The sequence below is a fragment of the Streptomyces sp. NPDC055189 genome, assembly GCF_053606765.1.
This window is the reverse complement of the sequence record NZ_JBSGSG010000014.1, coordinates 75,848-89,379: the sequence shown is the minus strand read 5'-3', so window position 1 is coordinate 89,379 and position 13,532 is coordinate 75,848. Positions and strand designations below refer to the sequence as shown.

Sequence of the window (13,532 nt, the reverse complement as noted above, 5' to 3'; positions counted from 1 at the left end):
TCAGGCCCGATGTTCGGCGGCGGCCACGGCCAGATCCACAGCGGCGTAGTGGGGGATGCTCAAGAGCGTTGCCGCCGTGTGGGTCCGGCTTCCGGGCGAGATGACGATACGAACCGTCTGCCGCGAGATCAGCCGGTCGAGGACGGCGAAACCGGCGCTGTCGAGATAGAGCACGTTGCTCAGGTCGAGCACGAGGGGACGCGGGCCGGGCAACTCACCGACCTCCGCGGCGAAGGCGTCGGCGTTGGTGGTGTCGATCTCGCCGGTGACCTTGACGACGAGGGTGTCGTCGCTGCTCTCTCCGTCCGCGGGGGCGGCGCACAAGGCGTACACAGACGCGATCATGGGGTTGCTCCCCTGGATGTGGGATCCCCCGGCGGAGCGGCACCTCGCCGGTGGCGCATGGTGACGCGTGTCCCCGTGCTCGAGCGGACGGTCCGGACATGTTCGCTGAGTCCGTTGATCAGCGTGAGGCCGCGCCCCCGGCTGGCCTCCCGGCGGCTGGCCGAGGAATCACCGCTCCAGCGCCCGGCGTCCGAGACAGTCGTCGAGACCATCTCCTCATCGGCGAAGGCTTCGACGGAGATGCTGTTCGCCGCGTTCGACGCACTGCCGTGCTCGATGGCGTTGCCCACTGCCTCACCGACCGCCAGCAGCAGGTCGTACTGGAGCGTCTCGGGCATGCCCAGCTCACTGATCCACGTCCGGAGGCGGTGGCGCAGGTCCGCCATGTGCGCAAAGGCCGCAGGGACGGCGGTCACAAAACTGCGCGGAGTGGTTCCCGTCGGTCGCAGGGCGAGCACGGCGACGTCATCGGTATACCCGCCCTGCGGCGAGAGGGATCTGAGCAGTTCTGCTCCGATCGACCCGACGGGCAGGTCACGGCATTGGCCGGCGGCGGCAGCGAGTCGGGCGAACCCCGCGTCCAGCGACTCCCCCCGCCGTTCGATGAGCCCGTCGGTGTACATGATGAGCAGGGAGCCCGAGGGGAAGTCGATGACGTCCGCGGGGCCGACTTCGTGGGAGGCGGATGCGGCCAGGGGCGCGCACCGGCCGTGTTCGAGGTACCGGGGAGCGCCGGTGGGCGGGACCACCAAGGGGTAGGGATGGCCGGCGCAGGCGTAGCTGATGGTGTGCGCCCGGGCGTCGATCACGGCATACCCGACGGTGGAGCAGGCGGCGCCCGGTACGGAGGACGCGTATTTCTGCAGGAGCCCGAGCACGCGGCGGGGGTCCGCGGCGGACAGGGCCGACACGGTGGTCGCGCTGCGCAGCTTGCTCATCACGGTCGCGGCGGGCAGCCCGTGACCGACGACATCGCCGACCGAGACCGCGACACACGCCGGGTCGTCCAGCGGGATGACCAGATACCAGTCCCCGCCCACCCGCATGGATTCGGCCGCGGGCTCATACAGGGCCGACACCACGGCGGCGGGAGAGCGCCGGTCCAGGTCCAGGAGCTGCTCTTGGAAGTCGGTGGCGATGCGGTGCTCGCGCTGCGCGATGCGCACGCGGTCGACCGCCGTCCAGAGCGTTGCGACGATCCCGGTGAACGTTTCCACTTCGGCGGGGCCGAAGGGGCGGGGTTCGGGCCACAGGAGCGCCACCGCCCCCTGGACGGATCCGGCCGGATCCTTCAACGGGTGGATGAGTGCGGCGCGGACACTGCCTTCCGCGTCGTGGGCCACGACCCGGTAGCGCGCGCCGGCCCCGGCCGTGTCGGGAACAATCATCGGCTCGCCCGAGCTGATCACGTCGGTGAGGGGGATCGGGGCGTCGGGCGCGACGGTGTGGTAGCGATCGCGCAGTTCGGTCGGCACCCCGCCGGCGTAGTGGATGCGGGTCTGGGCGAGCTCGCGGTCCGGCAGCGCGATGGCGGCGGCGCCTGCCTTCAGTGAGCTGCCCGGGGAGGCCAGCAGCGCATGGAGGATGTCCTCGATCGAGGTGGCCGCGCTCAGCCGCCCGGAGAGCTCGGCCCGCTCCGTGGCCTGCTGGGTCTGTTCCTTGTTGCGCTCGCGTTCGGCGCGTTCGCGTTCGGCGGCGGTGATGCGCGCGGCGATGCGGTCCAGCAGGTCCGCGGAGCGGAACGGTTTGGGCAGGTAGTCGTCGGCGCCGCTGGCGAACCCCTCGGCGGCGGCTTCCTCTCCGGCCCGGGCGGAGAGCATCAGGACGGGAATCGAGCCCAGTCGTGGATCGGCGCGCAGCGCGGTGACCAACTCGAACCCGTCCAGGGCGGGCATCATCACGTCGGTCACGATGAGGTCGGGATGGTGCTGTCGGGCACCGGCCAGGGCCGCCGCCCCGTCGGCGAAAACGACGGTGTCCCAGCGGGCCGACACGATACGACGCAGGTGTGCGCGCATGTCGGCGTTGTCATCGGCGATGAGGACCAGGCCCCGTGGCCCGTCCGCGGTGGGATCAGCGGGACTTTCGGTCAACTCGTTCTCGGTCAACTCATGGTCGAGGCCGAGCCATTGCAACGCTTCGGCGACGAAGGGGTTGTCGCTGTCGGGTCGCGGTGCCGGCAACTCGGTGACGCCGCGGATCGTGCGCTCGTCCTCCGGGACCGGCGGGAGGCGGACGGTCACGGTGGTGCCGGCGTCGACCTCACTGACCAGGTCCACCGACCCCTCGTGCAGCTCCACCAGACCGCGTACGAGGGAGAGCCCGATGCCGCTGCCTTCGACGCTGCGGCCGCGGGTGTTGCCCGCCCGGTAGAACCGGTCGAACAGGTTGCCGATGTCTGCCCCGGCGATCCCGGTGCCGGTGTCGCTGACCGTGACACGGACGGCCTCATCGTCCCGGGCCACCTCCACCGTGATGGCTCCGGCGAAGGTGAACTTGACGGCGTTGGACAGCAGGTTGAGCATCACCGTTTCCCACATGCCGACATCGACGTCCGCGATCACGTGGTCGTCGCACCTGAGGACCAGCTCGACTCCCGCCTGCTCGCACAACTCCGTGAAGGAGGAGGCGATCTGCGCGGTCAGCGAGCCCAGGTCGACCAGGGTCCGCACCGGGGCGGCCCTTCCTGCCTCGGCCCGCGAGAAATCCAGCAGGGAGTTGACCAGGCGCAACAGCCGCTGTGCGTTGCGGCGGGCCGTGTGCAGGCGCGCCGCCTGCGCCGACTCACCGGGTGTCTGCGCCAGAGCGTCGTCCAGTGGCCCCAGCAGCAGGGTCAGGGGGGTTCGGAACTCGTGGCTGACATTGGTCAGGAACACCGTCTTCGCCCGGTCGAGTTCGGCCAGGAGGTCGGCGCGTTCCCGCTCGCGCTGATAGGAACTCGCCGTGGCGAACGCCGCCGACATCTGATCCGCGAGCAACCGGCAGAACCCCCGGTACTGGTCGTCCAGCGGCTGGCGCGGATTGAGACCGATCACCACGGCCCCCATCGGCGCGCCCTGCGCCGAATCGGATACGGGCAGCGCCAGGGCCTGCTGCGGGCACAACCCGGCGTCGAAGACCGACGCCAGCGACGGAAGCAACCTGCCCAGGCCCGTCACCAGCAGCATCTCCGACCCGGGCGACTCTGCCGACGCGGGAGGCAGCAGGGCTTGCAGAGAAGGGGGCATCAGCCCGGCCACGCGGGGCGTGCACTGACTGAAGCCACCCTCGTGCGCGCCAGAACCCTCTCCGTACACGGCAAAGAACGGCAGATCCCGCTCGTGCGCCGCACAGGCCGCTACTGCCGCACGGGCAGCGCCCTGAACCGTGCGGGCCTCCATCAGTGCCGAACCCACGGTGTTCAGGATGTTCAGCCGCCGCTGTCCGAGCACCCGCTCCGTGGTCTCGGTGACCGCGCAGAACACGCCGTCCACAGCCCCCGCCGTAGTGATGATCGGGCCGTAGCTGAACGTGAAGTAGCGCTCCTGCGCCTGGCCCGCGGTGACGATCGGCAGCATCAGGTCGTCGGACCAGGTCGCCACTCCCGTCTCGATGACGCCGGCGAGCATGGGGGCGATGGGCTCCCAGATGTCCCACCACACGTCGCGGCCCCTCTCGGCGAACGCCGCAGGGTGTTTCTCTCCCAAGGGGCCGGTCATATAGGCGTCGTTGTAGATGAGGAACAGGTCCTCGGCCCCCAGCCACAGCACGATCGGGAACCGCGACGTCAGCCCCACCGCGACCGCGGCACGCAGCTCGTCGGACCATGTGGACGGAGGGCCGAGCGGATGGGAGCCCCAGTCGTAGGCGGCGAACCGCCGCCCCATCTCACCGCCGAGCAGAGCGGCCGTGGCCAGATCAGGGGGAAGCTCAGGGGCCATCACGCAACACCTTCACGTCGCGCCCCGCTGACGCCCTCGACGCAGCCGCAGGCACCCCCATGGCCACCACCTGACCTCTGCGTAGAAGTAGGACGCCGCCCCCTCCATACTGCCCGGACCCCGGCGCCGCAGACAGGGGGGCCGGCGAACACATTTCGGTGAAGGCGCGCGCGCCGCCACTGCGTGCGACCGCTGCGTCCGGGCCCGCGACCCGCGCTGCTCGCGCGCCGTGGACGAGGTGCCAAGGCCTCGCCCGCACCGCGGGTGCCAAGGCGTCGCCCGCGCCGCGCGGGGTGTGTCACGGGCCGTGCACTTCTACGCCGTGAAGAAGTCGGCGAGCGCGGCGCCGATCCGGCCGGGCGCGTTCTCCGTCGGGATGTGGTCCGCGCCCGGGATACGGATGAGTGCGGTGTGCGGGACCTCCGCCGCGAACCGCTCGGCGTACTCCACCCTCTCGAAGGCGTCGTCCTCGCCCCACAGCAGCAACTTGGGCACCGTGGAGCGCCGCAGCGCGGGAAGGAGATCGAGGGTGAAGCGACTGTCGGCCGCGCCGGCCAGCGCCTGCCAGGAGCGGCGCACCCGCGGATCGGTCCACGGGTCCAGGTAGTCCGCGATCCGCTGCTCGGTGGCGGCACCGGCCAGCGCGTTGGTCACCGCCTGCCGGCGGGCGGCCAGGACATCGTCGGCGCCGGCCTGCCGGGCGCCGCCCTGATTCCGGAAGCGGGCCACGTGGGGCGCGGGCCAGGAGTCATAGGTGACGGAGTTGACCAGGGCCAGCCGGGACACCTCCAGCCGGTCGTGGACGAGCAGGTGCTGGGCGATGGCACCGCCGATGTCGTGGCCCGCCACGGCGACCGCCCCGGAGATCTCCAGCGCGGACGCGAAGCGCGCCACCCAGTCCGCCAGCACCGGGACCGTGGCCGCTTCCGCGGTGAGCTCGCCTCCCGAGCGCCCCAGCCCGGGGAGATCGACCGCGACGGGCCGCAGCCCCGCCTCGGCCAGGCGGCCCATCACCGGCAGCCAGACCCGGCTCCAGTACGTCCCGTGCAGCAGCAGTACGGCCGGACCGTCCTGCTCCACGGTCAGGTAGCTGGCCCATTCGCCGTCGACCCGGACCGCGCCGCGCACCACTTCCGCTTCGGTGGATTCACTCATGGGACCACTGTGACCGGGGGCCGGCCCCGCAGCCGAGAGTCCGGAAAGACACCCTCAGGTACATTCTTGCCATGCCCCTTCACCGGGTCGTGGCCCTCCTCACCCCGCCCCAGTCGCCCTTCGAGCTCGCCACAGCCGCCGAGGTCTTCACCGCCGCCCCGCAGGGTGCACCGGCCCGCTACAGCTTCCGGGTCTGCGCCGAGCAGCCCGGCCGGCTGCCGACCACCGCCGGGTTCACGATGCTCGCCGACGCGGATCTGACGGCCCTCCGGCAGGCGGACACCGTGATCGTCCCCGGCTGGCAGGCGCACGGCACGCCGGTGCCTTCGACCGTCACCCGGGCGCTGCGGGCCGCCCACCAGCGCGGGGCGAGGATCGTGGCCATCTGCACGGGCGCTTTCGTCCTCGCCGAGGCCGGGCTGCTCGACGGCCGCCGTGCCACCACCCACTGGCGCAGCACCGCCCGCCTCGCCGCCGCCTTCCCCGCCGTACAGGTGGACGAGGACGTGCTTTTCGTCGACCACGGCGACGTGGCGACCAGCGCCGGAACCGGCGCGGGCATCGACCTGTGCCTGCACCTGGTGCGCCGCGACCACGGCGCGGCCTACGCCGCCCGGATCGCCCGGAACATGGTCCTGCCACCCCACCGCGAGGGCAGCCAGCTCCAGTACGCCGCACCGCTCGCACCGGCCAGGGCCGACGCGTCACTGGCCCCCCTGCTGGACTGGGCCGCCGCCCGGCTCGACACCCCGCTGACCCTCGACCGCCTCGCCGCACACGCCGGTCTCTCCGGCCGGACCCTCGCACGGCGCTTCACCCGCCAGCTCGGCACCAGCCCCGGCCAGTGGCTGCTCGCCCAGCGTCTCGACGCGGCCCGGGCCCTGCTGGAGCAGACCGACCTGCCCGTCGAAACCATCGCCCACCGGGTCGGACTCGCCTCGGCGCTCAACCTGCGCCGCCGCTTCCGGGAGCATCTGGGCACCACACCCGGCGCCTACCGACGCACCTTCGGCCAGACCTGAGCATCGCCCGGTGGCCCGAGGTGCCCGGGGAGCCGTGCGGGACGGGAACAGACGGTCCGGCCAGCACTGTTGCATTGATCGAAGAACGACCAAGACATATTTCTGACGGAGGACTCTTTCATGCCCGACCGACCCTTGACGCTGATGGCCGTGCACGCCCACCCCGACGACGAGGCCACCGGAACCGGAGGGGTCCTCGCGCAGTACGCGGCGGAAGGCATCCGCACGGTTCTGGTGACGTGTACCGACGGCGGCTGCGGTGACGGGCCGGGAGGCATCAAGCCCGACGATCCCGCGCACGATCCGGCAGCCGTCGCCCTGATGCGCCGTCAAGAGCTGCAGGAGAGCTGTGAGGTCCTCAAGATCAGCGATCTGGAGATGCTGGACTATGCGGACTCCGGGATGATCGGCTGGCCGAGCAACGACGCCCCCAATTCCTTCTGGCAGACCCCCGTAGAGGAGGGCGCCGCCCGCCTGGCGGAACTCATGCGGCACTACCGCCCCGATGTGGTCGTCACGTACGACGAGAACGGCTTCTACGGCCACCCCGACCACATCCAGGCCCACCGCATCACGATGGCGGCGCTGGAGATGACCGAGCTGACACCGAAGGTGTACTGGACGACGATGCCCCGCTCGGGGATGCAGCGCTTCGGTGAGATCATGCGCGAGTTCCATCCGGACATGCCGGAGCCGGACCCCGCCGAGACCGCCGCGATGGCCGAGATCGGTCTCCCCGACGACGAGATCACCACCTGGGTGGACACCACCGCGTTCAGCGGTCAGAAATTCGACGCGCTGGCCGCACACGCCAGCCAGGGCGAGAACATCTTCTTCCTCAAGATGGGCAAGGAGAGGTTCGGCGAGTTCATGGGCATGGAGACCTTCGTACGTGTCCAGGACGCCACCGGCGCGCCCGTACCCGAAACCGATCTCTTCGCCGGTCTGCGCTGAGCCGCCCGTCCGACAGTGAGCTGACGGTCTCGAGTCCCTGATCTACCGCCGGTGCAGCGAGCCAAGGTTCGCCGCACCGGCGGGAACCTCATGGACGTCCTGATCGCCTGCTGCAGACACCCCGGCACCGACCGGACCGCGACCCGGACCGGTGCTGATCTTCAACGACGATTTCCCGTCCACACGATCCCGTCGGCGAAGCCGCCCCGCTCCCCCGCCTTGGCTTCGCGGATCTTCTCAAGACCGGCCGCGTCGATCCCCAGGTCCGCGGCGAGCGCGCGCACGACCTCCAGCACGTCCGCCAGTTCCTCGGCCGCCGATTCCTCGTCCGCCGCCAGGAACTCCGCGACCTCCTCTCCGAGCTTGTCCCGCAGCCTGTCGCGGTACTCCGCCGGACCCGCCGTGTAGATGACCGGCTCTCCCCCGCCCTCCCGGATGATCTGCGGAATCCGGTCCCGCACCAACTTGCCTGGCTTACTGCAGCCGTCCACGGAATGCTCTCCCACGCCTCTCGCCGTGAGGCGGTCACCGGATGCCGCCGGATGCCGCCCCCTGTGCCGACGCATCCTAGAGAAAGATCCGTCGCCCTCTAGCGCAGCGCCTGCGCTCCTATGACGGACAGCAACTGCAACTTCTCGTAGCTCTCACTGCCGGGGACGGCGGTGTAGACGAGCAGGAAATGCGGCTGGTTCGGATCGAGCAGCGTCTGGCAGGTCAGCTCCAGTGCGCCGACCTCGGGGTGGATGAAGTGCTTCACCTCGTGAGGGCGGATGCCGACCTCGTGGTCGTTCCACACCTCACGGAACTCCGGGCTGTGCGCGAGCAACAGGTCGGCGTACTGGGCCGCACGGGAGCCGGGGCCCCTGAGAGTGGCCACCCCGCGCAGACCCGAGACGAACATGCGGGTGAGGAACGCATGCTCCTCGGGGGCATAGAGCTGTCGCGTGGCGGGGTCGGTGAACCAGCGGTAGCCGATACTGCGGGCCGGGCCGCTGTAGTCGGTCGTGTCGCCGGTGAGCGCGACGCCGAGCGGGGTCTGGCGCAGCGTCTCGCCGAGCTCCGTGACGATCTCGGCGGGAGTGTCGTGCAGGCGGTCGAGGATGCGCAGCAGGCCGGGGCTGATGTGCTCGCTGTCCGCGCCACGCGGGGGCGCGGTGTGTCCGGCGAGCCGGAACAGGTGATCGCGCTCATCGAGGGAGAGGTGGAGTCCCTGCGCGATGGAGGCGATCATCTGCTCGGACGGATGGGGTCCCCGCTCCCGCTCCAACCGCGCGTAGTAGTCGGTCGACATGTGGCACAGCGCGGCCACCTCCTCCCGCCGCAGCCCGGTCGTCCTGCGACGCCGTCCACGCGGGAGGCCGACGTCCCGGGGTTGCAGCGACTCGCGGCGACGCCGGAGGAACTCCGCAAGGCCGGTCCGATCGATCACCGTACGTGCCTCCGTCACCGTGCCCGCTCCCCCTTGGATCCTCCATTTCTACCGCCCGCGCACCCCGACATCCACGGATCATCAATCCCCCCTTCAACGGTTGCGGCCACTGCGGCGCCGTCCGAGGCTCAGTGACGTACCGCCGTCCGCCACGACGGCGGAGACAACGACACAACCCGGGAGTGGGCACATGCCACGCAAGCCGATCGACATCACCCTCCCTGACCTGTCCGGCAGGCGCGCCGTCGTCACCGGGGCAAGCGACGGCATCGGGCTCGGCCTCGCCACACGGCTCGCCGCGGCCGGGGCCGAAGTGGTCCTGCCCGTTCGCAACCCCCGCAAGGGCGAGGCGGCGATCACCGCGATCCGGCAGACGGCCCCCGGCGCGAACGTGTCACTGCGCGAGCTCGACCTGTCCTCGCTCGCCTCCGTCGCCGCCCTCGGCCGGGCCCTGGTGGAGGAGGACCGGCCAATCCACATCCTCATCAACAACGCCGGTGTCATGACGCCGCCCGACCGGCAGTCAACGGCCGACGGGTTCGAGCTGCAGTTCGGCACCAATCACCTCGGTCATTTCGCCCTCGTGGCCCATCTGCTGCCGCTGCTGCGCGCCGGCCAGGCGCGCGTGACCTCACAGGTCAGCGTCGCGGCGAATCAGGGCGCCATCAACTGGGACGACCTGAACTGGAATCGCTCCTACGACGGCATGAAGGCCTACAGCCAGTCGAAGATCGCGTTCGGGCTCTTCGGCCTTGAACTCGACCGGCGCAGCCAGCGCAACGGCTGGGGCATCACAAGCAATCTCTCCCATCCCGGGGTCGCTCCGACGAGCCTGCTCGCCGCCCGTCCCGAGGTCGGGCGCAGCCAGGACACCAGGAGCGTGCGCATGATCCGGGCTCTGTCCGCCCGCGGCATCCTCGTGGGGACCGTCCACACCGCGCAGCTGCCCGCCCTCTACGCCGCCACCTCGCCCGACGCCAAGCGGGGCGGGTTCTACGGGCCTCGCGGACCCGGGCACATCGGCGGCCCTCCCGGCGAGCAGAAGCTCTACTCGCGCCTTCGCAGTACCGAGGAAGCCCGGCGCATCTGGCAGGCCTCCGAAGAACTCACGAAGGTTCACTTCCCCGACAGTTGAGCAGCCCGACGCCTGCCCGGCCGCTATCCCACTGAGCATGCCGGGGCGGGTGGACTCCGGTCTGTCCTACCGTGCGCACGCTGCTCCGGACCTGCACAGCAGTGCGCTAACTTTCCGCACTATGCGCATAGTCAGAGCAGGCATTCGACCCGCCGCCGTCGTGGTGGCGTCGGGACTGTTGCTGGTGGGGTTGCCCGTTGCCTACTTCCTGACCACCTACGGCTGTGGTGAGGAAGAAGACCGGCTCGCCGAGGTGCTGGCCGGCGAGGCAGTACTGGACTCAGGGCCGGATGGAGCGGACCGCAAGGATCGGTACCGGGAATGCGACGACGACGATCGATTCGTGGTCGTGGGGACGCAATACCGGCACGGTGATGCGCCCGAGAGTGCTCTTCGGTTCTACGGGACAACCGCCCGGGCTGATGGCTGGCAGCCACGGACCACGAAGAAGGGCAAGGTGGTACCCGGGTGCTTCACCAAGCCGGTGGGAGGCACAACCGCCTACCTCACGGTCGAGGGACCGGACGACGACCGGCTCCACGTGGAGATCATCGCCGACCGCGCCGGCTCGCGGTGGTGTTGAGGGGCTCAAGCGGACGAGCTCTGCGCCGGGTCCCGTCAGCACGCCTCCCAGGCAGGGCGACCGCCCCGCCCTGACGTCCGGGCTGCGGGCACTGACCCACTGCGCCCGACGGAGTGTTCGACCAGGGGAATATGTCCGGGCGGTCATCGGGATTCGCCGGAGGCCCCTGGCGTCGGCCGTCTACTGTTCAGATGCGCCGCCGCTGCCCGTCGCGGCCGCCTGAGGAGGAGTCCTGTGTCATCGCCCTGCGACCCCGAGCACGCTCCCGTCGGTGATGTGGGCACAGCACTGATGATCATCGATTCCCGGCTCAAAGGCGTCCACGACGGCAGGACCGAGACCAGCCCCGAACAACAGTTGCTGATGGACCAGTTCGCCAGGTCACTGGGCGCTCAGGGAGTCCGTGACCTGCTGGACGGCGCCTGCACCCTCATCTATATGTTCATGACCTGGCTGCGGCAGACCCACGAGGAGCACGACAAGGACGTCATCGAGTACGTGGTGCCCAACCTTGTGGCCACGATGCGCATGATGCCCAAGAGCATGCGCCCCGAGACCATCCCCACCATGGCCGGCCTCGTCATCGCCGCGGGCACCGGTCTGAGCCCCAACTTGTGGCGCAGGCAGTACGGAGACTGGACCGAGGCGGAGATGACCCCCTTGGAGGTCACCGCCTTCCTGCTCGCGGAGCACATCAACCGGATCACAGATGACCCCGACTCCGCCACCCGCTTGATCAGCGACGCCCTGTCCAGTGCGGAGGAGGACTGACGTACCGGGGAAGCAGCCAAGTGCCGCTGCGTAGCGAAGGCCGCCCCGCGGCCAATCGGGCAAACAGTCAGAAGTAGGCCCCAGTGACTCGTACTGGGCGAAGAGACCGACGCGACGATGCGGCCTGCCGGTCCAATCACGGCCGGGCCCGCAGGAATTGCAGTGTCCCCTGCGCGCCCGGGCGTAGATATGACAGGGTCGGAAAATGTTTCCCCTCGACAACACTATGGAACTCCGTCCGCAGGGACGGATCATCGCGGTCACACTGCGCAGCGAGATCGATCTGCAGCGCGCGGACGCCGTCACAGAGACCTTCCGCCGCGCCCTGACCCACGGCGGCACAGACGCCACCCTGCTCGACCTGGCCGCGCTCACCTTCGCCGACAGCACTCTGCTCGGTCTGATCCTGCAGACGAAAGCCGAGCACGAACAGGCACAACGCCCCCTCGTCCTGACCGGCCCCTTCCACACGGCCATCCAACGCCTGCTCGACCTCACCGGCGCCGTCAACGTCCTGCCCCTGGCCGACACCCGCGAACAGGGAGAGCAGCAACTGCACACGCTGCTCAACACCGCCGCCACCAACCACACCGCACTTCCCTGAGGCGATCCGCCCTTCCGGATCCGCCCGGGCAGCGCAGGCGACGCTCAGGCAGGCGTGATTACCAGAGATGCTCCAGCTCGGCCGCGAGGTCCGCATCACGCATCCCCGGCAGCGCGTAGCCCGCCTCCTCGTCCCACGGGACATCGAGATCGTCCATGTGCACGCGCCACTGCGCTCCCGGCACAGCACGGCGCAACTCGGTCACCGAGTCCAGGGTGTGGGCGTTCACCGGTAGTACCCGGCCGGGGGCCAGGGGCAGCTTGGTGGACCCTGCAACGATCTCGTCCGGCGCGTCACCGCTGTCGTACAGGAACAGGCCCTCCTCATCCGGGTACGGGAAGGACGCCGTGCGGGCGGCGACGATGCGCTCGACGGCGGCTGTTTCAGCCGCGGTCAACGCCTTCGCCCGGTCCGCGCAGTAGTAGAGGGAAACGCTCATGGACCGAACATACCGATGGGGTCGGACAACGCCGCCGGCCCGGCAGTCAGGAAACGGGCAGCGCGTCCCGGTGCCCGCCTGCCTCGAGAACCGCTTACCCCTCCCGGTGGCGGTCCAGCGCCGGTGCCGTGTCGTCGCCGCGGAGGCCCGCGACATGGCTGGCGGACACTTCGGGCGGGGTCTCCCCCGCGGCCAGATGTTCCAGGACCTCGGCGAGCTCCTTGCAGGCGTTCTGCACCGAGCGTCGGGTGGCGCGCTGTTCGGCGACCATGGCCGACAGCAGGAGCGCCGTCAGTGCGGTGGCGCCGTTGAACGCCTGGAGTTTGGTCATGACCTCGATGGCCGAAAGGTTGAGGAAGGCGCCTTGCTGCTCACTGGCCTCGAATGTGGTCAGGACCGATGAGAACAGCGCGCACAACATGCTCCCCGCCAGCTGGAAGCGCAGCGCCACCCAGATGAGCAGCGGGAAGACGAGGAAGAGCAGGCTCAAACTGCCGAGCACGGCCAGAGGTACGACGATCAAGGTCGCGAGGCCCAGGAACAGCATCTCTTTCCAGCGCCTCAGTCGCAGTGGCCCGGTGGCTCCCACCAGCACAAGCAGGAGCGGCGTGACCAGCAGGACACCCATCGCGTCGCCCACCCACCAGGCCAGCCACACGGACCAGAACTCCACCGTGTCCAGCCGGCCCGTCAGCACCTGGAGCCCGACCCCCGCCGTGGCGCTGATCAGCATGGCTCCGAGCCCGCCGAGGAAGACCAGGGCCAGACCATCGCGCAGACGGGAGATACCGACCCGGAAACCGGTCCGTCGCAGCATCAGATAGGCGCAGAGCGGTCCTACGGTGTTGCCCGCCACGGTCACCATGGTGGAGAGCTGGGGAGTGGTGAGGGACATGATGAGGAAGAAGGAGCCGACGGCGATCCCGGGCCAGATGGCCACCCCGTAGACAAGCAGTGCGGCCACGGCGACGCCGGTGGGCGGCCAAATGGGCGTGACGACCACGCCTTCGACGGTGAGCCGACCGAACAGGCCCAGGCGCCCGGCCACGTAGTAGCAGACGGCCACGGCCAGTGTCTTGAGGACTACCTCCCAGGACAGCCGGAACCGCCGAGTCACCAACACAGAGCCATCAGACACCGTGCGGACCACTTCGGCCACGCGAAGGCCGCCGCCC

Annotated in this window: 13 protein-coding genes; 6 read left to right on the top strand and 7 right to left on the bottom strand. The window is 69.9% G+C overall.

Annotated features, from left to right (window positions below; translation table 11 throughout):
* The 3 genes from ACWFR3_RS13490 to ACWFR3_RS13480 form a co-directional block, all read right to left on the bottom strand.
* Positions 1-345: an STAS domain-containing protein gene (locus tag ACWFR3_RS13490; protein ID WP_453734699.1), complete on the bottom strand. Its 345-nt coding sequence runs from the start codon at positions 343-345 to the stop codon at positions 1-3.
* Positions 342-4,265: a SpoIIE family protein phosphatase gene (locus ACWFR3_RS13485; RefSeq protein WP_453734698.1), complete on the bottom strand. Its 3,924-nt coding sequence runs from the start codon at positions 4,263-4,265 to the stop codon at positions 342-344. Before ACWFR3_RS13485 ends, ACWFR3_RS13490 begins: the two co-directional genes overlap by 4 nt.
* 315 nt (positions 4,266-4,580) lie before the next feature.
* On the bottom strand, positions 4,581-5,420 hold the full coding sequence (locus ACWFR3_RS13480; RefSeq protein WP_453734697.1) for an alpha/beta fold hydrolase: 840 nt from the start codon (positions 5,418-5,420) through the stop codon (positions 4,581-4,583).
* A 71-nt stretch (positions 5,421-5,491) separates the two neighbouring features.
* Here ACWFR3_RS13480 and ACWFR3_RS13475 point away from each other — a divergent pair, with 71 nt between their 5' ends.
* On the top strand, positions 5,492-6,442 hold the full coding sequence (locus tag ACWFR3_RS13475; RefSeq protein WP_453734696.1) for a GlxA family transcriptional regulator: 951 nt from the start codon (positions 5,492-5,494) through the stop codon (positions 6,440-6,442).
* 120 nt (positions 6,443-6,562) lie between these two features.
* A complete protein-coding gene (locus tag ACWFR3_RS13470; protein ID WP_453734695.1) occupies positions 6,563-7,396 on the top strand; it encodes a PIG-L family deacetylase in 834 nt (277 codons plus the stop codon).
* A gap of 161 nt (positions 7,397-7,557) precedes the next feature.
* On the opposite strand, the gene ACWFR3_RS13465 is transcribed toward ACWFR3_RS13470, so the two are convergent.
* The gene (locus tag ACWFR3_RS13465) at positions 7,558-7,887 is read right to left on the bottom strand and encodes a nucleoside triphosphate pyrophosphohydrolase (protein WP_453734694.1); all 330 of its coding nucleotides are present in this window, start codon (positions 7,885-7,887) and stop codon (positions 7,558-7,560) included.
* Between the two features lie 98 nt (positions 7,888-7,985).
* A complete protein-coding gene (locus tag ACWFR3_RS13460; protein ID WP_453734762.1) occupies positions 7,986-8,825 on the bottom strand; it encodes a helix-turn-helix transcriptional regulator in 840 nt (279 codons plus the stop codon).
* 190 nt (positions 8,826-9,015) lie between these two features.
* Here ACWFR3_RS13460 and ACWFR3_RS13455 point away from each other — a divergent pair, with 190 nt between their 5' ends.
* The 4 genes from ACWFR3_RS13455 (at position 9,016) to ACWFR3_RS13440 (ending at position 11,918) form a co-directional block, all read left to right on the top strand.
* On the top strand, positions 9,016-9,960 hold the full coding sequence (locus ACWFR3_RS13455) for an SDR family oxidoreductase (RefSeq protein ID WP_453734693.1): 945 nt from the start codon (positions 9,016-9,018) through the stop codon (positions 9,958-9,960).
* Between the two features lie 121 nt (positions 9,961-10,081).
* Complete coding sequence (locus ACWFR3_RS13450; RefSeq protein WP_453734692.1) at positions 10,082-10,543, top strand: hypothetical protein; 462 nt, start codon at positions 10,082-10,084, stop codon at positions 10,541-10,543.
* A 234-nt stretch (positions 10,544-10,777) separates the two neighbouring features.
* Positions 10,778-11,314, top strand: a complete 537-nt coding sequence (locus ACWFR3_RS13445) for a hypothetical protein (protein ID WP_453734691.1) — start codon at positions 10,778-10,780, stop codon at positions 11,312-11,314.
* A gap of 226 nt (positions 11,315-11,540) precedes the next feature.
* Complete coding sequence (locus tag ACWFR3_RS13440) at positions 11,541-11,918, top strand: STAS domain-containing protein (RefSeq protein WP_453734690.1); 378 nt, start codon at positions 11,541-11,543, stop codon at positions 11,916-11,918.
* 58 nt (positions 11,919-11,976) lie between these two features.
* Here ACWFR3_RS13440 and ACWFR3_RS13435 read toward each other — a convergent pair whose 3' ends face one another.
* Together ACWFR3_RS13435 and ACWFR3_RS13430 are read right to left on the bottom strand one after the other, a co-directional pair.
* Positions 11,977-12,357 carry a hypothetical protein gene (locus tag ACWFR3_RS13435; protein ID WP_453734689.1) on the bottom strand — a complete coding sequence of 127 codons (381 nt, stop codon included), beginning with the start codon at positions 12,355-12,357 and terminating at the stop codon, positions 11,977-11,979.
* Between the two features lie 94 nt (positions 12,358-12,451).
* The gene (locus ACWFR3_RS13430; RefSeq protein ID WP_453734688.1) at positions 12,452-13,480 is read right to left on the bottom strand and encodes an MASE1 domain-containing protein; all 1,029 of its coding nucleotides are present in this window, start codon (positions 13,478-13,480) and stop codon (positions 12,452-12,454) included.
* Positions 13,481-13,532 lie beyond the last annotated feature (52 nt).

Coding starts and splice junctions, on each gene's coding strand:
- ACWFR3_RS13450 (WP_453734692.1), top strand. CDS start 10,082: ATGCGCATAGTCAGAGCAGGCATTCGACCCGCCGCCGTCGTGGTGGCG.
- ACWFR3_RS13485 (WP_453734698.1), bottom strand. CDS start 4,265: ATGGCCCCTGAGCTTCCCCCTGATCTGGCCACGGCCGCTCTGCTCGGC.
- ACWFR3_RS13440 (WP_453734690.1), top strand. CDS start 11,541: ATGGAACTCCGTCCGCAGGGACGGATCATCGCGGTCACACTGCGCAGC.
- ACWFR3_RS13480 (WP_453734697.1), bottom strand. CDS start 5,420: ATGAGTGAATCCACCGAAGCGGAAGTGGTGCGCGGCGCGGTCCGGGTC.
- ACWFR3_RS13475 (WP_453734696.1), top strand. CDS start 5,492: ATGCCCCTTCACCGGGTCGTGGCCCTCCTCACCCCGCCCCAGTCGCCC.
- ACWFR3_RS13470 (WP_453734695.1), top strand. CDS start 6,563: ATGCCCGACCGACCCTTGACGCTGATGGCCGTGCACGCCCACCCCGAC.
- ACWFR3_RS13490 (WP_453734699.1), bottom strand. CDS start 345: ATGATCGCGTCTGTGTACGCCTTGTGCGCCGCCCCCGCGGACGGAGAG.
- ACWFR3_RS13435 (WP_453734689.1), bottom strand. CDS start 12,357: ATGAGCGTTTCCCTCTACTACTGCGCGGACCGGGCGAAGGCGTTGACC.
- ACWFR3_RS13455 (WP_453734693.1), top strand. CDS start 9,016: ATGCCACGCAAGCCGATCGACATCACCCTCCCTGACCTGTCCGGCAGG.